Source organism: Bacillus sp. EKM202B (assembly GCF_011066025.1).
Lineage (GTDB): Bacteria > Bacillota > Bacilli > Bacillales > Bacillaceae_G > Bacillus_A > Bacillus_A toyonensis.
The window spans coordinates 18000-41559 of record NZ_JAAMNK010000014.1 but is presented as its reverse complement, the minus strand read 5'-3'; the positions used below and the strand labels follow the sequence as shown (position 1 = coordinate 41559).

Genomic DNA, 23560 nt, shown 5'->3' with positions numbered 1-23560 from the left:
AAAAAAACTTTAAATACACCAGAACACATGTAATATAATATACATATGTAGATTAAAAAGGGAGAATCAATTTTCAGCCATTGTATACTTAATCTACAAAAAAGGAGAATTGTAGATGAACGATAATGAAAAACAACTTGATTTACGTATTAGACGTACACATAAATTACTATGGGATTCCTTATTCGAATTAATGACGCAATCAAAACAAAAATATAGTACCATCACGATTAACCAAATTTGTGATCGTGCGATGGTACACCGAACAACCTTTTACAAACATTTTGAAGATAAAGATGCTTTATTAGCATTTGGATTTAAACGATATGGCAAGATGATTGCTGAAATACCGGTTTCAGATCGATTAAGTAAACCATTTCAAGTAACGGAACAATTCCTACATCATGAAGAAATCGGTAAAATATTAGAGATACAAATGTCTGATGAACAATTTATTAACCGGACACAGTATTTAAGTCACGAAACAAGAAAACAAGAAGTAGAAGCGTTAAATCAACTGTGCAAAAACCATACGATGCCAAATGATCTAATCATTGAATTTTATTCAGGGGCAATCACCTCATTAAGCGCATGGTGGTTTAAAAATGAAAGAAAAGTTTCTGCTGCTGAAATGGACCAATATCTCCACCAACTCATTAACCGGGATATTTTTCAGTTTGAAGAGGAATAAGACTACACCTTTTCAATTATGCAATCAAATTGACCACAAAATAGGAATATGATATATTTTCGGTAGAATGCTATATAAGTATGACATCAAATAAAATGGCATATAATAAAAGAAGAGATGCGATAACATCTCTTCCCTAACTGCTACCGTATGGGTGGTAGTTATTATAAGCTATTTCTTTTTACGAAACCCACCCTTCTGCTTCCTACGGCGCGGAGTGGGTTTTTTGTTGTCCTTATCTAGAAGTTGCTTCCGCAAAAAATACGCTGAAACTTCGCGCACAGTCGCTTTGACAAACTCTTTTACAAGGTCAAACAAAACCTCCATATTATCACCTCCTTTCCTTCCAAATAGAAAGAAGGGATAACCACCCACCATCACAATACGCAATTGACTTTATTTTATCAAATAATTGTAAAGATATTATGTAAACAAAACAAATGAAATTTTACATAGAAAAAAAGCCCTTCTAAACTGGGCTTTTTTTATACATACTATTACTTCCCAATTATGCGGAAAAGAAAAAACCGTCGATAAATTTATGTTTTAAATATTCAGAATTAATATTAAAATATAAAATGGGGATAGGGGTATGGAATTATAAAATTTATACATAACGAGGGAATAGAAATGAAACTACAATTAAAAGCAGATTTAGGGCTACTACTAGTTACATTCTTTTGGGGTGCATCTATCTTACTTACAAAAGTTGGACTCGAAGGCATAGAAGAATACAATTTAATCGCATTACGATTTATTATTGCCTTTCTTTTATCAGGTTTAATATTTTACAAACATGTATTCAAAATCAATTTTAAAACGGTAAAATATGCATTTATACTCGCTTCTGTCTTATTTATCGTTTACATTTTCGCTACTTTCGGCACAAAGTATACGAGTGTTTCTAATGCTGGTTTCTTACTATGTCTCACAGTCATTTTCATTCCGATATTATCAGCTATATTTTTAAAACACATTCCGGAAAAGAAAGTTATAGTAGGAATCATTTTAACGATAATAGGAATCGGCTTATTAACATTAACGAGCGAATTCAAAATCGGTAACGGCGATATATTTTGCATACTGTCAGCCTTATTTTATGCCATTCACGTCATCATTACCGGAAGCGTAACGAAACATGTGAACTCCATTGCACTTGGAGTCATACAACTCGGTTTCGTCGGTCTATTTAGTCTTATATTTTCATTCATTATAGAAACGCCAAAACTTCCTAGCACAACCAACTCATGGTTAATTATCTTAGCCTTAAGCATATTTTGTACCGCAGTCGCATTCATCGTGCAAGTGATCGCCCAGCAATACACGACGCCTACACATACAGGCCTTATCTTTTCATTAGAACCTGTTTTTTCAGCAGGCTTTGCTTTCGTTTTCACAGGTGAAACACTTACCGGAAAAGGATACTTAGGAGCGACGCTTATATTAGTAAGTGTGTTGATTGCTGAGATGGATTTTAAGAGTTTGCTAAAGGTAAATTACAAGAAAAATATGGGATAGATATTTTACCAAAATAAATAACTACACATCCACATTAAGAGGATTCGTTTGTATTATTCTCTTAATCTAAGTGTACTTCTAAGTGAATATCTGTCCCTCAGAAGAATATTCAGGTGACTGAAGCGTACTGTGCTATGCCTTTTATTCAGCGACAGGAATTTTATTTCCTGTTGCTGATATTAGTTTAGAATAAAGTTTGATTAATAATAATGCCCCCTATTTTTTAGAAAACAATTCTAATTCATCAAAAGCTGATAATTAATAATAATTTATAGTCCAATACATCCCACTTACGTAAACAAAAAAACGTCAGATCTACAGGATAAATTTTCAAAGATTATCACCCTTAGTTTAACAGTAACTTTTATCAACAAACGGATGCATTAGTAAATAGGATATGTGGCTGAAATGCTTTATACAATTGATGGACATGGTATGTGAATATTTTCTTACTATTGGAGGGATTTCCTAATGGTTGATGAAATACAACAACTTATTCAAGAACATAGACAATTTTTCCATCATGATCATACAAGAAGTCTTCAATTTCGGCTTAAACAGTTAGAAAAGCTAAAAAATTCTATTCAAAAATATGAAAGTCAAGTGCTGAGCGCATTATATCAAGATTTACACAAAAGCGAGTTTGAAGCATACGCTGCAGAAGTTGGTTTCGCATTTAACAGTATCAATTTTATAATGAAATATCTAAAACAGTGGATGAAACCTCAAAAAGTAAAAACCCCTATTCATTTTGCACCATCCAAAAGCTACATAATAAAAGAGCCATATGGTACCGTGCTAATTATTGGGCCTTTTAATTATCCATTTCAATCATTAATTGAACCTCTCATTGGGGCAATTGCAGCAGGAAATTGTGTAGTTCTCAAGCCTTCAGAAAATGCACCAAATGTTTCAGCTGTAATGAACAAAATAATAAGTGAAACGTTTGATAAGCAATACATTCGTGTAATTGAAGGCGGCAGTGAAATAACTTCTTTATTGATTCATGCACCTTTTGACCACATCTTTTTTACTGGTAGCGTTCCAGTTGGAAAAATTGTCATGGAGGCTGCGGCGAAAAATCTTGTACCAGTAACATTAGAACTTGGTGGAAAAGGCCCCGCTATTGTCGATGAAACCGCTAACCTCGATATAGCAGCCAAGCGCATTATCTGGGGAAAATTCATAAATGCTGGCCAATCCTGTATTGCACCTGATTATGTTATTGCACACAAATCTATCAAAGTAAAACTGATTTCGAAAATGAAAGAAATCATTACAAACTTTTATGGATCAGATGTATTAAAAAGCAATGATTATGGTCGAATTGTTAATGAGAGACAATTCGATAGACTTCTTTCTATATTAGAGCAAGACAAAAATTATATAGTATTTGGTGGAAATTCATCTAGAAGCCATTTATATATTGAACCAACACTTCTTGAAGTAAAATCATGGGATGATGCAGCTATGAAAGAAGAAATTTTCGGGCCAATTTTACCAATTATGGATTACAATGATTTAGATGAAGTCATTCATACGATTAACACCCATCCCAAACCGTTAGCTTTGTATGTGTTTACTGAAAACAAAAATGTTGAAAAGCAGGTATTAGGACGAATTTCTTTTGGGGGCGGATGCGTCAACGATACAATGTCACATATGGCTAATCTCCACTTACCTTTTGGCGGAGTAGGAACTGCAGGATTTGGCTCCTATCATGGGAAACATAGTTTTGATGCTTTTACACATCGTAAAAGCATTTTAAAGAAAAGCTCAAGGATAGATTTAGGGTTTTTATTTCCACCGTATAGGAACAAAATTAATATTTTGCGAAAGATTTTTAAGTAATACGATTTGTTAAACATTCATGTTGATATTAAAGAAGAAATAATAAAGGGAATCCAGTAGAATGGACTCCCTTTACCTTGTAATAACCTAATCTATTTTTAGCGATGGTTCTCCCTGCTTTAAGCAGGATAGGGATACGCGTTAACAATGTTCTAGCTTATACAAATATGAATGAAGTGCTTTATTTTATCTTTGCACCAGAACCGCTAAAGAAAATGAAAATAATATACAAATTTTCCGTCTTAAGATCTGTATTTCCTCCAATTATTAAACGAACAATCTTCCCTTTCTCTTTTCCTTTCATAATTGAAGCCGCTTCTACTCCGTTCTTAAAAACACAAGCTTCTCCCTCCCACTAATTCACCCTCTCCACAAACCGCCCAAACTCCTTCATAAATCTCAATTTAAAACTCCCCACAGGTCCATTTCGATGCTTCGCCACATGAATCTCCGTCATCTCTTTCTGCATCGTTTCCTTATCGTAATAATCCTCTCGATACATAAGCATAATGACATCCGCATCTTGCTCAATTTGTCCTGTCTCTCTTAGGTCAGATAAAAGAGGACGCTTATCTTGCCGGGACTCTACGGAACGAGACAATTGCGATAGCGCTACTACACAAACATTTAAATCACGCGCTAACAACTTAAGCTTACGTGAAATTTCGCTAATCTCCTGAAATCGATTGCCCTTATGCTTCGGATCTCCCGTAATAAGCTGCAAATAATCTACAATGACTAAAAGCTTCTTATCATCATGCTTCCTCTTTAACTTACGAGTTTGCATCCAAATATCTTGCACCGTAACACCTGCATGATCATAAATCTCAAGTGGTAATTCCCCAATTTCCGCAAACGCCTTACTCACCTTTTCCCAGTCTTCCATCGCAAAACGGTGCTTCGGATTTTTCAGCCTACCACCTGACACTTCACCTACGCAAGAAGCCATTCTTTTTAACAATTGCTTACTACTCATCTCTAACGAAAACAATCCAACCGCCGCTCCAGACTTCGCCGCATGCAGTCCAACATTTAACGCAAACGCAGTCTTTCCCATAGAAGGGCGCGCACCAAGGACAATAAAATCACCTTCCTGCAATCCGCACGTCATCTTATTTAGCGATGTATAACCAGTCTCAATACCTGTAATTTCTTTCGTATCTTGATGAAGCTCTTCATACAAACCAACTAACGCATCCTTCAAATCAAACTCACATACGCAGTCCTTTTCCTCTAACTCACAAAGTGCCGTAATCGTCTCACCAATAACTTTCTCATTCTTCTCTGCAATAAGACGCTCTCCCATCTTGTGCCCGAGAACACCCGCCTGATACATTTTCCAGGCACCTCGAACAAGCCCCTCATAATAAGAGAAGTTACTAGTCGCAGGCACACCATCCATTAATCCTATAAAATACTCCATTCCCCCGATCCCCTTCAAAAAATTCGGATCTACTCTAGAAATGAACGTCACAAGATCAATCGGTTGCCCCTCCTCTTCCATTTTTCGCATTAACTGAAATATAGACTTGTGCACGGGCATAGAAAAATAGTGCTCCGTCAAACGGCACTCCTTCATAAGCTCTCCATCAAGTAATAGAGAACCTAGCACCGTCTTTTCCGCCTCCACATTTTGAATACTCATGGCCGCCACCCGCGTTCCGCTAAAAAGCGCTGCAACTCTTCCTCTGACGGCGTATTCTTCTCCCACTCCTCACACTTCGCCAAAAAATTCTCCGTCTCTCCACTACTAACAGACGACTCCTTCTTTCGAAACCTTGCCGTATCCGCCTCAACCTCAGACACTTTCGTAAATCCTTTCCCGTGCCATCCCCGCAAAATCCCCTTCACATAAGCCATCTTCCGATTTTTATTCTCATACGAAATTTGAAGAGCCTTCAGCACAAGCTCCTCTGACAAATCATTCATCCATGCATTCAATTCCTCTACCGTATACGGAGACAAACTACCAAAATGTTGTTCATAAAACGTGAACACCTTACTTCCCGTTTCCTCCTCTATAACCTCTTCTTCCACTGTTTCCTCGCAAACTGGATCAACATCATCCATAGTCATATCACTAGGCATACCGAAATGTGCTAAAAGCATCGGAACATTCAGCTCCTCCTCCGCACACTTCTGCAAAAACATATGTACAAACTCCTTATTCTTCACACCCTTCAGCTCACGGAGCACACACTTCTCCACATTTGTATTCGTCACAGGATTATAACGAAGCCAATTTAAAATGAATAACTCCCGCGTCTCCGCATCATAAAGGATCTTTCCATAATCAATGAAGCGCTGCAAAAGCTTATCAACAGTCTCCCGGTTATAACCCGTCTCCATCTCAGCTAACCGCTTCGGAAAAGGAAAAATCCCACACTGCGTCGTCTTCGAACAAGTTAACAAATAAATATAAAAATACCGCTCCTCCGGCGTCAAATCCAAAACAAAATCATCCTGCCAAAAATTCACCTGCACATTACGATACACCGCCATCCTAATTCCTCCTGTCTCCATTCAAAAATGAAAAATCCCTCTTTGTACTATATATAGAAAGGAGGGCCAGGTTTTTGGCGTGTTATTTCAAAATTTTTTTCGACGCCTACTACGGTGTTTGTTGTTGTTTTTGTTTTTGTTGTGTTTTTTCTTAGTGATTTATTACTTGGTAGGGGCTTGTAAGGGGCTTAGGAGGGGTTAGTTATCGGTTACTTCGATTAGAAAGACCCATCTCCACATTCTGCTTAAACCAATTAAATGAATCCACAAATCTAATAAAAAACATATTAAATTCCAATAAAAAAGACCATATCAAAAGCATACTCCGATGTCATTTTGATACAGCCCCATCTATATTCGCTTAATAATTTTAGAAACATAAAGATATTAAAAATTTAATATACCTACAAAACATTACCGTCCTTTATATAATCATAGATCTTATTATCAATTGATTTCTCCATAATCATATTCATCGTAACAACAGGTAGTTCTTTTCCATTTTTATCTTTCATTTCAGTTTGTTCTACACTTGCTTTATCAGGTGTCGCTTTTCCTAAATAGTAAAAGTCGCTTCCCTCGTCATCATCTTTTTTCACAAAAATATGGACGTCAATATTATTTTCTTTAGCATCAATAATTGTTTGAACTTCCTTTGATTTTAATGTTCTATTACTTCTTGTATACCATTTAAGAACATCTTGATTAAGGAATTCATCACCGTAGTCCACACTGGATTCTACCTCATCATTTTTATGGTATGTGATAAATATTGGACAAGTATAGTACTTTGTCTTATAACCATACATAGTTGAGCTCTCGTCATTATGCCAATTTAAAAGTTTACACACATCTTTTCTTGAGTATTTTTTATATACAGTAAGGTTACTATCACACTCATAGTTTTTGCTCTTTTTCCTTGCACTTTTAATAATGTCCATAACCATACGCTTAAAGTATTGATTTTGTTCTAAGCTTTTTCGGATAGAATCATTAAACATATACATCTTATCGTCCTGTAAAGAGAGAATTGGCTTTTCTCCATATTTCTTTTGACTGTTTTGTGAGAAAAACTCTAATTCAAAAATTCGTTGTACTGAAGTAATCGTTTCATCATCTGTTAAGCAATTAGATTCTTCAAGTTGTTTTATATACTCATCCTTATCAACTTTTTCTTGCTTTAATAATAAGTCTAACAAAACGATTTCGTTTTTACGTTTTCCATTCAATACTTCCAATGAAAACATCGTTAAAACTTTATTTTCGTACTCTGTTAATGCAGGGACATCTTCTTTCATTTTCAATAAGAACTGATAATAGTTCGAATATCCTTCTGCAAGTACAACTGGATCAATAGAATGGTTTACTATAAAGTCATATAGATATGGAGTTCTTCCTATTCTATTTTTCAACTCAGCAAAAGCTTCCTTCAATACTTTCATTGCTGTTAAATTACTATTGTTAATCGCTTTAAAGATCTGCTTTTTCGCTATCTCTTCAAAGTTAACTGTTGAAATACCTTTAATATAACTCGTGTCATTTGTATATCTACGTATATTATCTTTATTTTGTGATCTATCTCCTGAAAGGGCAATCGGAATTAAATAGTTATTTTTATAGTTTCCAATAAAATCAATAATCGTAACAAAATCCTTCGAATCGTGTTTTCGAAGTCCACGCCCTAACTGCTGTATAAAGATAATGCTTGATTGAGTTTGTCTCAACATAACAACTTGGTTCACACTCGGAATATCAATACCTTCATTAAAAATATCTACTGTTAAAATATAATCCAGTATGCCATTTTCTAATTGATTCACCCGCAGTTCTCTTTCCTCTTGGGAATGATCGCCGGTTAATGCAAATGTGCGAAAACCTCTATTATTTAAGGCATGTGATAATTGTTCTGCCTCATCTTTTCGGCTGCAAAACATTAGTCCTGTTACTTTCTTACCAGAAAAACCGTAATATTTTACTTTTTCAACTATATGATCCACTCGTTCTTCCGTAACAAGCTTAGATAAAACAGTAGTGTCATCTATCTTTTCACCATTATATTCAAAATCAGTAACTCCAAAATAATGAAAAGGACAAAGCATATCTTCTTCAAGTGCTTCTTGCAATCGAATTTCATAAGCAATGTTGTAATCAAATAGCTCATAAATATTAAAATTGTCTGTACGTTCAGGTGTAGCGGTCATTCCCATTAAAAATTTCGGTTTAAAATAATCAATGACTCTATGATAAGAACTAGCACCAGCTTTATGAACTTCATCTATTAAAATATAATCAAATAACCCAGGATCAAATTGATGTAAATTTTCTTCCTTTGAAATAGTCTGGATTGTCGCAAATAAATATTTAGCATTTATTTGCCTATTTGATCCTGATAAAATTCCAAAATCCTCATCTACTCCACCAAGAACCTTTTGAAAATCTGATTTTGCTTTATTTAATATTTGCTCTCGGTGAACAATAAATAGCATCCGTTTAGGTGCAAAACTTCTGACATCAAATGCTGAAAGATATGTCTTCCCCGTTCCTGTTGCAGAGATAACTAATCCTTTTTCTTTTCCAGCGTCTCGAATAGTTTGTATTTCTTTTAACGCAGCTTGTTGCATTTTATTTGGGGTAATTTTCAAAGCTTCTTCAATTCAATTATGATATTGACCAGGTAATTCTATAACTCGATCTAGTAACTTATTTTCTGCAACTTGTTCATATATTGTTTCGTAATTTCCAATTAACTCTTCAGTTAATACTTGAGAATGCTCCCAAACTTCTTCAAATTGATTTTTAAAATGTTGAACAATCTCTCCATCTTCATGCGATGTTAACTTGACGTTCCATTCATAGTTTACCTTCAAAGCATGTGCAGTCAGATTTGAACTACCAACTATTAATGAACAATGTGTTTTGTTATCAAATATGTATCCCTTTGAATGAAAACCAGATAAATTTGTTAATCTTACTTCTACATTTTCAAGTTTCATTAACTCTCTAAACACTTTTGGTGTATTAAAGTTTAAGAATGTAGATGTTAATATACGTCCTTTAACCCCTTTTTGTTTAAGATCAAGGAAATGTGATTTTAAAGTCGCTAGCCCACTTTCTGTAATAAAAGCTACTGAGAAAATAAAAGATGTACTATTTTCTAGCTCCTCCAATAATGAGCTTAAAACATTTTCATTTTTTTTCGTATTGTTTACTAATAATTTCGGCTTATATATTCCAGGATGATTATGTTTTTGATCAATAAACCCTTTATATAAAGACCCCTCTAATTTTTGAATAAAATTCTCCATATGATCACCATTTATGACAATTTTTTATATTAATTGTATTACTCACTGATTTAAAGTGCAAATTTATTACAAATATAAAAAACTATCCGTATAAAACGAATAGTTTTTTTCAAATTACTTTACAATCGATTCTTTTGATAATTTCTCAATAGTCGGGATATCCGCAGGTGCCCACTCTAAAGCTGCTAGTTCATTCGGATATAACCATTTAATTGCTACGTGCTCAGTTAGAACCGGACTTCCTTCAACAAGTTTACAATAGAAAGTTTTCAAATGAACAATACCAAAATCATACTCATAGGCTGTATAATCAATTTGCTCACCAATCTGCACGCTACAATGCATTTCTTCATCAATTTCACGCTTTAACGCCTCTTGAGGTGTTTCTCCCTCTTCTATTTTCCCACCTGGAAATTCCCACATAAGAGGTAGCGATTTAGATGGTCCTCTTTGTGCACATAAAATTTTCTCATCTTGAACAATTACTGCTCCAACAACATAAATATTTTTCTTCATTATGTCCTCCTTAAATCTCACAGAAACTCTATACTTTATGTTTCCACACTTTATAGACTGAAAAATGCCTTTTATATCTTTTAACGACTAATATATTTTTAATCAGTAAGCTAGATTTTATCTATCCCTATCTAGCTCTTTTAATGTAATTAGCCTAACACTCTCATCTCTTTTATATTATATAGAAGTAACTACAAAAATAAAGCCTGATTGAACACTTCCCTTTTAAGCCTCTTTTTTCACCATTTCCTCGTACCTAAAATCACTCTCCTCCAAAAACCCCCTACTCTCCCCACTCCCCTTATAAAAACTCTCCCAACCCCTCTCCCTCAAAATCCCCTTCCAACTATCACTCTCCACCATCCTCTTAATCACACCATCCCAATAAGCAACCTCTTCCTCCGTCATATCTTTCGGGCCCATAATTCCTTTCCAGTGCTGGAAGATGACGTTGATTCCTTGTTCTTTCCACGTTGGAATTTCTGGTAGTCGGTCTAGGCGTTTTGGTGCGGATACGGCTAGTATTTTTATTTTGCTGGCTTTGTATTGTTTTTCGGCTTCGGATAGGGTCATGGTTGCGGCGCCTATTTGTTTGTTCGTTAGGGCGTTTATGATTTTTTCTTTGTTTTCGTAGACGAAGAATTGTAGTTCGGCAGGGTTTATGCCGAATGCTTTGCTTACTTGTACGAATGATAGGTGATCGTCGTTTCCTAGGCCTGGGGCAACGCCGATTTTGAAGTTTTCCTTGTTTTGTTTTAGTTGTTCCATTAGTTGTTTTGCGTTTTCTATGTTTGATTCTTTTGATACAACAACGACTTCCCAGTCCGATGCTAGTGTCGCGAGTGGTGTGAAGTCTTTATATGTTAGTTTACTGTGGCCTAGTAGGTTGTTCGTTATGAGTAAGCTTGAGTTAATCGCCAGTACGTGACCGCCTTTTTGTTTCGTATATTTCCATCCGACATCACCGCTGCCGCCTACTTTGTTTGTGACAGTAATTGGTTTTGTGAAGATTTTTTCTTCTGTCAACGTTTGTTGCATCGCTCGTGCTGTTAAGTCCCATCCTGCTCCTTGAACGTTTGGCGCAACGATTTCTACTTTGTCTATGTTTACTTTATTCGTATGGGATTTTTCCGAAGAACAACCAGCTATTACTCCTGTCATGATCCATATACATAGTAATAATCGTTTTTTCATATTCCTCGTCCTATTCGGTACTTTCGTTCTGGTCGTCCGATAATGCCGTATGTGTACTCTACTGTGCATTCGCCGGTCGCTACTAAATATTCTAAGTATCTTCTTGCGGTTGTTCTGGAGGCCCCCATTTGTTCGCCCATTTCTTCTATTGTAATGCCCTCTTCGAATCCTTTTATAATCCCTTTCACTTTTTGCAGTGTTAACGGATCTACACCTGTCGGTAAGTTTTTTATGTCTTGTGTTTGCGAAAGGCCAAAGAAGTTATCGATAAGTGCTTGATTCACTTCATTGTTACTATGTAATAATTGCTTCTTTCTTTTATAGTCTTCAATTGTGCGAACGAATTTTTCTAACGTGACCGGTTTTATAAGATAGTTGCTTACGCCGTTTCGAATTGCTTTTTCTAGCATATGGTTTTCATTTGCCGCAGTAACCATAATGACGTCAACGTTTGGAAAATCAGCATGGATTTGTGGTAATAAGTCGGTTCCAATTCCGTCTGGTAAATAATTATCTAATAGAAGTAAATCAATTTCTTCCCTTTGTAGTAATTCCATCGTTTCTTTCGCATTCAATGCTTTCCCAATCACTTTTACGTCCTTTATTTTTGATAAAAACTCTTCCTGAATTTGCGCGACGCGGAAATCATCTTCTGCAATTGCAACCTTCAACATATGCCCATCCCCCTGTTTGTCATGTACTTTCTCTAAATGTTTTCGGAAGGTAAATTGTAAAAATCGCTCCCCCATTTTTCTCGTTTTGAATTTCAATTGTTCCCTCTAGTAGATCTACCATTTCTTTCACGTTTGCTAGTCCGTAACCACGATCAGTTCCTTTCGTTGAAAATCCTTTTTGAAAAATGGTCGTTATTTTTTCTGCCGGTATCCCTATCCCGCTATCTATCACTTCAAACACAATATCGTGCCCAATATCCGTAACAAAGAAAGAAACATTCTTCTCCTCTTGCCCACTCACCGCATCAAATGCATTATCGATTATGTTTCCAAGAATCGTAATAAGATGCGACACTTTTATATGTTCTGGTAATGGACGAAGCGCACTATCTCCTTCAATATGAAAATCAATTTTCTTCTCAGATGCTGCTCCGATTTTACCTAATAAAATAGCTTGTACTTTTGCATCATGAATTTGATGGAATAAAATATGATTTTGACTTTGATGAATATTAGATTCTTGTTGGATAAATTCAATTGCTTCTTTGTAGTGCCCTAACTGAAGTAATCCTGATAAGACGAAAAGTTTATTTGTAAATTCATGCGTTTGAGCACGTAAGTCCTCCGAATACTTTCTTACCTCAGATATCGTATTCACTAAGTTTTGCAGTTCTGTTTTATCTCTAAAACTACATACAACGCCTACCGTACTGTTATTTTCAAGTATCGGCGTCCTATTTAAAATAAACACTTTATCTTGAAACGCGATTTCTTGATCGTTTTCTAGCACTCTTTCCATATTAAAATCAGGTAAAACTTTTGAAATGTGCTGCTGCATATAATCATCATTTACATGAAGCATTTCTTCTGCCGAGGTGTTCATCATCGTAATAAAACCGTTTTGATCAATGGCGATGATTCCTTCTTTTATAGATAGTAGTATCGCACTTCGTTCCCGGTATAACGCTGCGATTTCATTGGGCTCTAAACCGAGTGTATCTTTACGAATGCTACGCGCTAAAAGAATGCCACCAACAATTCCGGCTAATAATACCGCTAAGGAAAAGAGGATAATTTCTTTCGTTCTGCTCAATATGTTAGATTCAATACCTTGTATTAAAAACTCTACTGTCACAACGCCTACAACTTGATCGTAGTCTCCGTTATGAACAATAATAGGTGCCTTCGCCATTAAAGCTGGGCCACTTGAACCCTTTCCTTCGAGCGTATAGTATCCGCCAAAAGTGAGCGCTTCATAGTTATATGGATTGTTACTCTTTGTACCAATCAACTCCGAATTAGAATGGGAATACATAAACCCATAGCGATCTTCCACAATTACATAATCCGCACCAGCTTGCTCACGAACTTGTTCCGCAATGGATTGAATGCTACTTTTATGTTCGTTATATTGAAAAGCATCTTTTATAGCTGGCATAAAAGAAAGAGATTTAGCCGTTTGCAGTGCTAGCTGTTCCACTTGACGTTTCGTATCAACGGACTGAATGTAAACAAATATTCCTGCTAATAGGAGAACGACAAATAAAATTAACGTAATAATTAAGCTTACTATTTTCGTTTGCAATGATACTTTGCGTGATTTCTTCATATTTCATATCCTTTGATAAAATATTCAAAACTATCAATCTCCTTTTTCTATTATTATGACAAAACTGAAAATGAAGCAACTATTAAAAATATCCATGTACATAAAGTACAAAAAGAATAAAATTGTCATAATATTGAGATTTTAATTCATGAACAGTACAATTCAACTATATTGAACGCGCTTTCATAAATATCATTTTATTTATAAGCAAGAGGAGGAATTAGTATGGCTCAAGCAAAATCTAACCGAGTCGCCGGTAATATTTTCAAAGGTTCTGTCGGCAATTTAATTGAATGGTACGACTGGTACGTTTACTCTGCTTTCGCTGTTTATTTTTCAGCAGAGTTCTTTCCTAAAGGTGATCCAACGAGTCAATTACTGAACACAGCAGCTATTTTCGCAGTTGGATTTTTAATGCGCCCTATCGGCAGTTTGCTAATGGGACGATATGCAGATCGGCACGGACGCCGGGCAGCATTAACGCTTTCGATTACAGTTATGGCCGGTGGTTCTTTAATTATCGCCTGTACACCTAGTTACGAAAGCATCGGTATTATGGCACCAATTATTTTAGTTCTTGCTCGTTTACTGCAAGGATTATCACTTGGCGGAGAGTACGGAACTTCCGCAACGTATTTATCTGAAATGGCTAGTAGTGGTCGCCGTGGTTTTTATTCAAGCTTCCAATATGTAACGCTCGTTGCTGGGCAAATGGTTGCGTTAGGTGTTCAAATTGTTCTTCAGCAATTACTAAGCGAACCAGATATGAAAGCTTGGGGATGGCGTATTCCATTCATTATTGGGGCGATGGGCGCAGTAGCTGTATTATGGCTTCGCCGCACGATGGATGAATCAGAGCAATTCTCAAACATAAAATCGCAAAAACGCGAAAGCGCAGGAACCATTAGCGCTCTTATGAAACATCCGAAAGCAGTATTAACAGTAGTCGGCCTAACACTCGGAGGCACTGTTGCATTCTATACGTACACAACATATTTACAAAAGTTCATGGTAAACACAGTCGGCCTTCCGAAAGAAGTTGTAAGCTGGATTAACTTTGTCGCACTACTTATTTTCGTCGTACTTCAACCGATTGCGGGGCTATTATCCGATAAAATTGGACGCCGCCCACTATTAATGGCTTTCGGTATTCTCGGAACATTACTAACAGCACCGATCTTCTTCTTCATGGAAAAAACGACAGAACCAATCGTAGCATTTTTACTCATGATGGTCGGTCTCATTATCGTTACTGGTTACACATCGATTAACGCAATTGTAAAAGCAGAACTCTTCCCAACTGAAATTCGCGCACTCGGCGTAGGTTTACCATATGCACTAACCGTTGCGATATTCGGCGGAACAGCTGAGTTCATCGCATTATGGCTAAAGAGTATCGGAATGGAATCACTCTTCTACTTCTACGTAGCTGGATGTATCGCGATCAGCTTTATTACGTATTGGCGTATGGATGAGTCATCGAAGACTTCGCAGATTGAGGCGGAGCTTGGTGGTGGGGATAAACTAGCTAATAATAAGTCTAGTTAAAATTATGTATTCTATAATCTTCGTTTATCTGAACTCGATTTGCTTTATCTAAAAAAGCATAATTCATTCATATATAATTTAAAAACCTCTACTTATATGTAGAGGTTTTTGTATGACGAAAAAACACGTAGTTTCATTGTTATTTTACAAACCCAGCTTCTATTCGATATAGTGACAGCACATAATTTGAAGTTTAAATAACGATGTCTTGATAACCAACTTCTACAACTTGCTCATTTTCAAATTTCACCCCGACACCGTCCTCTTCCCAGGTACAATTGAATATTAATCCAACTCTTCTAATTCCATCTTCAAAATCTGGTAATATAATTAACCCAACAGGTTCCACCAATTTTCCTAGTTCTTGAATGGTTGTTATAATCGGCGCTATTTTATCAGCAGATTCATCACCTACCATATCTCTATATTCCATATATTCTTCTTTATAATACTCGAATATTGCTTGTTCAGCTTCTTTTGTAAGTTTGTTTATATCAGTAATGAACTTCCTATATGCTTCTTCTTAAACTTTAGGAATTAAATCATCTTCTTCTCCATCAATAGTTAAAGAAACTATTTTTTCCTGCCCAAAAATAGTTATCTTTTGTTGTCCGCTCCAATATAAATCGTGAACAATTTCACCAAATAATTCATGGTTTATTTTTTTCATAATTTTATTCTCCTGAATTTTTTCTCGATAACCAATTACGCCCATATTCCCCGAATAAAAAAAATAAACTCATGTTAAACTTTTCTTATTCTTTAGGAACACAGCTATTACATTTTCATTCTTATCAATAACTACTCTCAAATTGTTAATACGCCTTCAATTAGCTGTAGCACCAATAGATTCTTTGAAAGTTTGTTCGCAACAAATAGTATGATTATAAATTTTAAAAATAAATGTTATAGTCACCCGAAATAAAAAGCGTGAGCTATCTAGCCCACACTTAAGAAGAGTCTTAATTTAAATGTTTTTATAAAAATTATTTTTTAAATTGTTATTTTTATACATTTTTTTGCGCTTGTCCCCATATCTCAATTAAATCTCTAAGTTCAGTTGTTTCTATTTTACATATATTAGGATCATGATTAGAATATAAATCGACTAGCAGAGTTTCTTCTTTTTTCACTTGAACTGCACATAGATTACCTTGAAATTCATTATATTCTTTTATATTGTTTAATACTTCATCGATTTGTTGTAACCACCATTTAATGGGAATCTCTTGGATATCATCTTCTAAAAATGTGGCTACAATTTCTATTTCTTTAGGCAATTCTATTTTTAAAGAATCTACATCTTCATATTTTGTTATTTTATAATCATATTTCATTTTTGGTACCTCACCATCTTTAGTACTTTGGATAAACAGTTATAATTTTATCATTAATAAGAACAAATCTAATTTCCATTCCCTCAGAAGTCTTACCAGAATATACATTGCCATGTCGATGTCTTTTATTATTAAAAGCCTCATGAATGGCTTCCATTACTTTAGTTCTATCCCAATGTTTTGGGAAAAAGGTCGATGGTGATTCCTTTAGAACCCCATTAACTTCGATTTCAGCAGTATATACACCAAAACGATTAGGTGGTGACTCAGTTCCAGGTTTTATTTTTCCGCCTCCCATCATACTCTCATGATGGTACCCACCAGGTTCTCTATTTCTATTAAAGTTTCTATGAAAAAGATGTTCAACAGCTTTATTATTCAAGAAAACAGAATTAGGGTGTGCTTTGAATTTATCGAAGAATAAAAAAGTATCTTTAGCTTGTGTAAAAGTATTACCTGTAATATTGGATTTTAAAGTAGTTCCACCAGCAAAAGCAAATTGGTCTTTCAATGGTATTTGATTCGAAACGGAAGAGATACCTTCTGAGAATTTTGCTAGATTCGCGCCTTCACCGAGTGTAGTTATTTTCCCTACTCTGCCTATCCCTTTATCCCCAATCCATCCTATCCCAACTTCCATAAAAGTACTTGTTCCCCATTTTGCACGACTTTCTGCATCACCATGCCAAAAATCATTCACAAATGAATCAGAAAAAGTATTATACATGGTATATGCTGTCTCTAAGGGATGACCTATAGCATACTTAATATTTTCTTTTGTTACTGTATCATCTAGTGAATTGAATCCTTCTACAATCCCTCCGATAACTTGCCCAGAACCAACATAAAGACCGCCTATTACGGGGCGGTCGATTTTTTTATTAAGTGTTTTTTAATGCTTGTTTTAGCGTTTTAACTGTTTGTTCAAGCCATTCTAATGGTGTTATTTCTAATCCTTCAAAATATATCCCATCTGTAGAAAACTGTATGTACTCATTTTTTTCTTTATCACTATAATCACTTTGAATAAATTCAGTTAGAAAAATAATAGCGTCTTGTAAATATTCCGTACTTTCTTCTTCAAGTAACTCTTGGAGTGCTTCTTCGTAAAATGTATCTTGATGAAATGTTGCTGCTAAGAACTGATAAACCGGATCTTCTGGATTTTTTTTTAATAGCATATATTTCTTTCCTCTTATTTTGTGCTTGTCCCCAAACCTCAATTAAATTTCTAAGCTCATAAGAAGCAAATAAATTATTAAAGGATTGTAACCCCTACTATAAGAAATACTATTATTACCAAAGGAAGAATGATAATCATAAAGGACACTATTATTGTTAATAATGCTTTCCATGCTGAAAATTGGTGTGCTTCTCCTAAACATTTTAAGGAAATAATGATTGTCCAAATTCCAATAACTACATCAATTATGGCAAAAATAATAAACAAAATCGTTAAAGTTATGCTACTATCCATTTTCGGTGTCTCACTCGTAAAGTTTTCTATCCCAAACAAGAAAAATGAAGGCACCCAAACTAATATAAGAGAATAAACGTAAGGGATATAAGAATAGGCAACTGAGTAACGTGTTTTTTCAAAAGTACCTTGTCCACCAAGTTTTTTTGCCACCCAATTAAATAACGCTGGTAGCAAAAAATAATAAATTAAGAAAGCAACGAAGGTACCGAATATAACTATTGAGATTATTGAAAATGGACTACTTATTGAATCCGCCATATTTTTAGAAGATGCTCGATCTAAAGTCTGTACGAATGAGCCTAATAAAATGAGTAAAAACACATTCTTAGGTTTGGATATAAAAATTTCTTTCATTGTATCACGTGGTTTTGTCCAAATGGAGAACCAAGGATTAAGTGCACGTTTAAATTGATTTTCTGGAGTTTCCATATAAAAAACATTCCCCTTTCTTAAAACATATTAAATATAATTTCCTAATCATCCCAGTTATGTACATAGAAATATTAAAGCATAAATAGTCATTTATTTAAATATAAATATTCAATCATTTAATTTCATCTGAAGCTTAGGGGGAGTGCTTCTTAGCAATTACCTCTATATTGTCTTGCATTTTTAAACTATGGGCTGAGTAGTTACTTTCATTTTTGAGTACCTCACATTCTTTAATACATTGGATAAACAGTTATAATCTTATCATTAATAAGAACAAACCTAATTTACATTCCTTCAGATGTTTTACTAGAATATAATCTTCCACTTATACATCTTTTATTGCTATAAGTCTCGTGAATGGCTTCCATAAGAAGAATGCGATTATACACTTGAAATCCAACAAATTCTCTTTAAAAGCCTATACGTATTTTCCCTCCATCTTCTATATGCTTCCGTAAATAATAATACTTATGGAGTTCTATAATCATATAAAACAAAACAAACGAAATCACTGTGCATGCAGACATAAATACAATTGCCCCCATCTGTTGTGTTGCAATGCTAAGAATTATATTAGCAATTAACTGCCCCGATCCCGCTGCAATAGTTGCTACTTTTACACCACCAGTTCCTTTCGCTGATTTTGATTTTTTTCTTGGTTCCTGAAGTTTTTCAATATGATTTTTATAAAAATAATACAAAGCAAAACCATACAAACCAAATGAAAGAATAAAATAGATGGGAGTTTGTAATTGTAACACTTCATAAGCATATTTTTGAGTTATAACCAATAATCCGACTGAACATATGGCGCCATATACTCCTCGAAATAGGGTGTATTGTAATTGTCGTTTCCGAGGATTGATAGCAATCCATATCGCCCACAAATTTAAAAAAATAACTGGAGGAGTTACTATATATACATAGAGTAATTGAAAAGGATTTGCGAACGCAGGCAAAAGAACAAACACGTCTGCCCCCAAAAGGACAAGAACAATTACGTGGACTCTTATTTCATTTACAGGATAAAGAGCCATATAATGTGCAAAAGCTTTCTTATTAAAATCTATACTTTTTTTCATGTTAATTAAACCACCCTGCTACTGTTGACCAAGTTTTTTTCATTTTCCCTTTAATACATAATGAGTAAAATTTGAATCGGTTAATTTTACTAAACATATTATGAGATTTTGTTGCGAATTTTCAAACATCAAATCTTTCTATTGAATATTAGCATATAATCAATTCTAATCATGAAACATTCTACTTTTTTTGCTTTGATTATTTCTAAAATACTGAAAATAACCCCTAAATCAAATATTTTTCAGCGTTAGAGATATTATTCCCAAATTTAATAATAGGTGCATTTAATCCAAATCTTTCATTCCATTAATTAATCTTAATACCCAATCACTCTTTAAATTTAATTGTTAAAAAGTTAAGTTCTGTTACTTCAAAAAACACTAATGAATCATCATCATCTACATCATCTAGGTTTGGATTATATTCATAAATATCTTGCCTTAAACGGAAATCTGCAACTGAAATCGGGTCCATAAATCTGTTGAAAAACGTTCTTGTATCAGACTTTAAAAAACCACAACCTATTTCTTGATAAAAGCGTTTCAGTTCTTTTGGAAGTTCCATTTGTAATAAGCTTTCTGCCTCATCTATCTCATCTTGATATATAGGATAGAAAATAGGTTTTTGTTTAGAACGGACACTTCTGTCTGCTACAACATATTCTTTTAAAAAATTAAACATAATTTTTAATACCCCCCTATTAAAGAAGAGTTATTTTTAACGCTTCCTCAAGCATTGTATTAAAATCATTATATGTGTTCATTACCGTACCTGATGGTTTATCAAGTTCTAAATAAGTACCGTCTGATAAGCTCTTACAAAACCACGCAATATTTGAATCGCCAAAGAAAAGATACTCTTTTTGAAATTCATTTTCATACCAAATCTCATTCGTGTCTATAAAGCCGCAAATATGTTCATCTTTTTTTGTTTCTAGTAAAGAAGAATCAACTCCGTAAAGTACCAGTCCATCAAAGTCTAAACCATTTACAGTTTTAAGAAACTCTTCGTATTCCCTCGGTAAATCAACATTAAATTTCTCTTTTACATGTTCTCTTAATCTTTGAACTTCAGTATCCGTTGCAGGTGTCTTCAGCTTATAATTAACACTTTTCAATATATCTCCAATTTCCAAAATCAGATTTTTCCACATATAAAATTCACCATTGCTTCAGCTTGAATCAGTTCAAAAATTTCTTTTTCATTTCCCTCATAATTGTTTAACATTCTTAGAATTTTTAAATCCTTTACATCCATGTCACTAACTCCTATCAATTATTTTAGGCCTTTCTTTTATATGTTTGCTTCTAAATCCCATACCTCTATAAATTCAAAACCTTTTAAATCACTTTCTAACACTGTATTTCTAAATTCATCTGATACAAAAACGGAAGGAATATGTAATATTTCATTTAAGTAAACTTTGAATATTGTTTGGTTCTTAACCATATTAGGTAAGAATGCGTATTTTTTGAAATCTATTACTAAACCAGAACGTAGTTTCTTTAGTATAGCTTTCTCATAGTCAATAGCATCTAGTGCATTTAAAACGTTAATTATATAATACACTTCTCCCGTCACATCATGAATTAGGGGCAGAAATTCTACATTATCACCAAGTATAGACTCTAAAAATTTTTTAGCTTTCCCACTAACCATTGGTGTACCAACTTCTCCCCAAAAATGAGGCAAATTACTTTGATTTCCTTCTTCTACACATTTAATACGTATTTCTCCCCATGAATCAGATGCTTTTACTGCCGAGTCAATTTTTCCTTCAAAATACTTTTTAGAATCTTCTAAGTTCAATAGTTGAAAGGATTCATAGTCATCAAATGAACTCTTTAATTCCCAAATTTTCATTTTTACTCTCCTTTGTTATTTTTCTATTATAAGATTACTCTTTCTTCGGTTTATTTAATTTTAATTCACCATTCAATAAACGCTCTCTTATATCATGTAAGGCGTCAACAGCATCTTCTTGAGTACCGCCCCGTTTCTTAACAAGACTTAATACTCTCTACTTTAAGTATGTACTCTGAACTATGCTTCCCTATGTGTAAGACCTCAGTAGTCACGTATTCATTAACTTTATAAGGTAAAAATACTCCATTAGCCGCCGAATCATGGTCTATCCCAAATTCCTTTAATAATTTTTGTGCCTTTTCTGCCCTACTATCGTTCCAAGGTGTTAGATGATGTGCTGCATTAGAATATGGGGGTGGTTCAATCCCTGCATCTTTTCCCCCATGCTTCAATCGCTTTTTCTGCGTTATGAATCCCTCCAAAACCAGGATGTAGTAGCAGCGGAATCCCAACAGCTTGACCACCACCAATATGGTGATGGACTAATTTAGTTCCACGTAATCCGGTAAAATCATATTGTAGAAATTCCCCTCTAAATCATTAAGGATTTAGAGGGGAATTTCCCTATCACATAAGTAATATCATTTCTTATTAAATTTACTGTGTATCAGTTCAAAGAATTTATTTGCACCAAGTGAAATTGCGCCAATAATAAGAACACCAATAATAAAATAAATCTTTTTAAATAAGTTGTAAGGAGATAAAATAGCAACTACAAGAAGTATTATAATTGCAAGGAATGTGACTAATTTCCCGACTTTAAATGCTTGCATATCAGCTTTCCTCCTTCTGGATAAAAACAGCCAATATAGTCATACATCACAGGTTCTTTAACCATAAGTTTTGGTTCCCTTCCATAAATCACAATACTTAAAATTCAATAAACCTCTTTAAAAGGTTTCATGTGTTCTACCCCCATCTTCTATATGCTTCCTTAAATAATAGTACCTATGGAGTTCCATAATGAAATGAAACAAAATAAACGAAAGCATGGAGTATACACACATTAATACAATTGCTACCATCTTTTGTGTTGCAAAACCAAGACTGATATTAGCAACGAGTTGACCCAATCCTACAAAAGCCAATACTCCGAAACCAGAGTTTTTTTTCGATGATTTTGATTTTTTGATTGGTCCCTGAAGTTTTTTAATATGGTTTTTATAATAATGATTCAAAGCAAAAATATACAAACCAACTGAAAAACAAAATAGATTGGAGTTTGTAATCCTAACATTCCATATGCAAACTTTTGGGTTATAATTAATAATCCTACTGAACATACGATGCCAAATACCCCACGAAATAGAGTGTATTGTAATTGCCGTTTCCGAGGGTTTATAGCAATCCATATTGCCCATACATTTAAAAAAGCAACTGGTGGAACTATTATGTACATATATATCGGTTGAACAGGATTCGCAAAAGCAGGTAAAAGCACAAATATATCTGCTATCCCAATCACAAGAGTAATTATAGTCGATCTTATATCATTTACAGCATAAAGAGCCATATAATATTCAAAAGCTTTTTTATTAAAATCTGTATTTTTTTTCATGTTAATTAAACCACCCCGCAACTGTTGACCAAGCTTTTTTCGAACCCGTTTTCACCCTATCCTTAATACTATTATCTTCACCATCACCATCTAAATCAACATCCCATTTTACACCTTCTGTGAAATATTATTCCCTTCTCGAAAAGAAGATCAACCCATCAATAAAATCTAGGCTTATCAAAAATTTCAAAAAGCCAAAGATTTTGCTGGTATCGAATCTATTGGGACTCACACCATGCGCAAAACCTTCGGCTATTGGTTCTATAAACAAACAAAAGATTTCGCTATGTTGTAAGAAATACTCAATCATAGCACCTCATAAATTACACTTAAAATATATTGGTATCAATAAGGAAGAAAAAGATAATATCTGAGTTACATTTCAAATTTAAAAAA

At 34.4% G+C, this 23560-nt stretch carries 19 protein-coding genes and 9 pseudogenes; 5 read left to right on the top strand and 23 right to left on the bottom strand.

Translation table 11 applies throughout. The annotated features are described in order from the left end of the window. Window positions 1-115 precede the first annotated feature (115 nt). Window positions 116-691 carry a TetR/AcrR family transcriptional regulator gene (locus tag G9F74_RS17295; protein WP_016107942.1) on the top strand — a complete coding sequence of 192 codons (576 nt, stop codon included), beginning with the start codon at window positions 116-118 and terminating at the stop codon, window positions 689-691. 171 nt (window positions 692-862) lie between these two features. Here the strand turns inward: G9F74_RS17295 and G9F74_RS17290 are convergent, their stop codons facing one another. Then, window positions 863-1018, bottom strand: a complete 156-nt coding sequence (locus G9F74_RS17290) for a hypothetical protein (RefSeq protein ID WP_000453392.1) — start codon at window positions 1016-1018, stop codon at window positions 863-865. A 303-nt stretch (window positions 1019-1321) separates the two neighbouring features. Here G9F74_RS17290 and G9F74_RS17285 point away from each other — a divergent pair, with 303 nt between their 5' ends. Beyond that, window positions 1322-2209: a DMT family transporter gene (locus tag G9F74_RS17285; RefSeq protein ID WP_016107941.1), complete on the top strand. Its 888-nt coding sequence runs from the start codon at window positions 1322-1324 to the stop codon at window positions 2207-2209. Between the two features lie 471 nt (window positions 2210-2680). Further along, the gene (locus G9F74_RS17280) at window positions 2681-4060 is read left to right on the top strand and encodes an aldehyde dehydrogenase (protein WP_016107940.1); all 1380 of its coding nucleotides are present in this window, start codon (window positions 2681-2683) and stop codon (window positions 4058-4060) included. 181 nt (window positions 4061-4241) lie between these two features. Here the strand turns inward: G9F74_RS17280 and G9F74_RS30120 are convergent, their stop codons facing one another. The 8 genes and pseudogenes from G9F74_RS30120 to G9F74_RS17245 form a co-directional block, all read right to left on the bottom strand. Continuing rightward, window positions 4242-4364 carry a hypothetical protein gene (locus G9F74_RS30120; protein WP_255253891.1) on the bottom strand — a complete coding sequence of 41 codons (123 nt, stop codon included), beginning with the start codon at window positions 4362-4364 and terminating at the stop codon, window positions 4242-4244. Window positions 4365-4415: 51 nt separating this feature from the next. Beyond that, window positions 4416-5705 carry a replicative DNA helicase gene (dnaB, locus tag G9F74_RS17275; RefSeq protein ID WP_016107939.1) on the bottom strand — a complete coding sequence of 430 codons (1290 nt, stop codon included), beginning with the start codon at window positions 5703-5705 and terminating at the stop codon, window positions 4416-4418. Then, complete coding sequence (locus tag G9F74_RS17270; protein ID WP_016107938.1) at window positions 5702-6562, bottom strand: DnaD domain-containing protein; 861 nt, start codon at window positions 6560-6562, stop codon at window positions 5702-5704. The genes dnaB and G9F74_RS17270 overlap by 4 nt, the downstream gene beginning before the upstream one ends. A 404-nt stretch (window positions 6563-6966) precedes the next feature. Then, window positions 6967-9867, bottom strand: a pseudogene (locus G9F74_RS17265) (DEAD/DEAH box helicase). A gap of 114 nt (window positions 9868-9981) precedes the next feature. After that, entirely contained in the window at window positions 9982-10383 is a 402-nt protein-coding gene (locus G9F74_RS17260) for a (deoxy)nucleoside triphosphate pyrophosphohydrolase (RefSeq protein ID WP_000739608.1), read from the bottom strand. Window positions 10384-10608: 225 nt separating this feature from the next. Continuing rightward, on the bottom strand, window positions 10609-11577 hold the full coding sequence (locus G9F74_RS17255) for a tripartite tricarboxylate transporter substrate binding protein (protein WP_016107936.1): 969 nt from the start codon (window positions 11575-11577) through the stop codon (window positions 10609-10611). Beyond that, on the bottom strand, window positions 11574-12251 hold the full coding sequence (locus tag G9F74_RS17250) for a response regulator (protein WP_016107935.1): 678 nt from the start codon (window positions 12249-12251) through the stop codon (window positions 11574-11576). The genes G9F74_RS17255 and G9F74_RS17250 overlap by 4 nt, the downstream gene beginning before the upstream one ends. 19 nt (window positions 12252-12270) lie before the next feature. Further along, window positions 12271-13860, bottom strand: coding sequence for an ATP-binding protein (locus G9F74_RS17245; RefSeq protein ID WP_016107934.1), 1590 nt, complete (start codon window positions 13858-13860; stop codon window positions 12271-12273). A gap of 225 nt (window positions 13861-14085) precedes the next feature. Between G9F74_RS17245 and G9F74_RS17240 the strand changes: the two genes are divergently transcribed. Continuing rightward, window positions 14086-15408, top strand: a complete 1323-nt coding sequence (locus G9F74_RS17240; protein ID WP_000035832.1) for an MFS transporter — start codon at window positions 14086-14088, stop codon at window positions 15406-15408. A gap of 193 nt (window positions 15409-15601) precedes the next feature. Here the strand turns inward: G9F74_RS17240 and G9F74_RS17235 are convergent. From G9F74_RS17235 to G9F74_RS17170, 14 genes and pseudogenes are all read right to left on the bottom strand, one after another. Beyond that, window positions 15602-16078, bottom strand: a pseudogene (locus G9F74_RS17235) (DUF6985 domain-containing protein). Window positions 16079-16415: 337 nt separating this feature from the next. Beyond that, window positions 16416-16745 (bottom strand): hypothetical protein, encoded by a 330-nt coding sequence (locus tag G9F74_RS17230; protein ID WP_016107931.1) that lies wholly within the window; start codon window positions 16743-16745, stop codon window positions 16416-16418. Window positions 16746-16764: 19 nt separating this feature from the next. Next, window positions 16765-17607 (bottom strand): annotated as a pseudogene (locus G9F74_RS17225) (EndoU domain-containing protein); the annotation flags it as partial. A gap of 19 nt (window positions 17608-17626) precedes the next feature. Then, complete coding sequence (locus G9F74_RS17220) at window positions 17627-17926, bottom strand: contact-dependent growth inhibition system immunity protein (protein WP_016107929.1); 300 nt, start codon at window positions 17924-17926, stop codon at window positions 17627-17629. A gap of 77 nt (window positions 17927-18003) precedes the next feature. Further along, on the bottom strand, window positions 18004-18654 hold the full coding sequence (locus G9F74_RS17215; RefSeq protein WP_016107928.1) for a Yip1 family protein: 651 nt from the start codon (window positions 18652-18654) through the stop codon (window positions 18004-18006). Between the two features lie 413 nt (window positions 18655-19067). Further along, window positions 19068-19739 (bottom strand): hypothetical protein, encoded by a 672-nt coding sequence (locus G9F74_RS17210; RefSeq protein WP_000748161.1) that lies wholly within the window; start codon window positions 19737-19739, stop codon window positions 19068-19070. 331 nt (window positions 19740-20070) lie between these two features. Next, window positions 20071-20421: pseudogene (locus G9F74_RS17205) on the bottom strand (SMI1/KNR4 family protein); the annotation flags it as partial. A 19-nt stretch (window positions 20422-20440) separates the two neighbouring features. After that, window positions 20441-20893 carry a YrhA family protein gene (locus G9F74_RS17200; RefSeq protein WP_033668471.1) on the bottom strand — a complete coding sequence of 151 codons (453 nt, stop codon included), beginning with the start codon at window positions 20891-20893 and terminating at the stop codon, window positions 20441-20443. 140 nt (window positions 20894-21033) lie between these two features. Continuing rightward, window positions 21034-21603: an imm11 family protein gene (locus tag G9F74_RS17195; RefSeq protein ID WP_000707075.1), complete on the bottom strand. Its 570-nt coding sequence runs from the start codon at window positions 21601-21603 to the stop codon at window positions 21034-21036. Between the two features lie 34 nt (window positions 21604-21637). After that, a pseudogene (locus G9F74_RS17190) lies at window positions 21638-21998 on the bottom strand (AHH domain-containing protein). Next, window positions 21967-22080, bottom strand: a pseudogene (locus tag G9F74_RS30115) (hypothetical protein); the annotation flags it as partial. The pseudogenes G9F74_RS17190 and G9F74_RS30115, both read right to left, overlap by 32 nt. A 107-nt stretch (window positions 22081-22187) precedes the next feature. After that, window positions 22188-22379, bottom strand: coding sequence for a hypothetical protein (locus tag G9F74_RS17180; protein ID WP_016107925.1), 192 nt, complete (start codon window positions 22377-22379; stop codon window positions 22188-22190). Window positions 22380-22390: 11 nt separating this feature from the next. Then, window positions 22391-22483 (bottom strand): annotated as a pseudogene (locus tag G9F74_RS17175) (DUF4176 domain-containing protein); the annotation flags it as partial. A gap of 13 nt (window positions 22484-22496) precedes the next feature. Continuing rightward, window positions 22497-23164: pseudogene (locus G9F74_RS17170) on the bottom strand (hypothetical protein). A gap of 127 nt (window positions 23165-23291) precedes the next feature. Between G9F74_RS17170 and G9F74_RS30110 the strand changes: the two are divergent. Further along, window positions 23292-23538: pseudogene (locus G9F74_RS30110) on the top strand (tyrosine-type recombinase/integrase); the annotation flags it as partial. Window positions 23539-23560 lie beyond the last annotated feature (22 nt).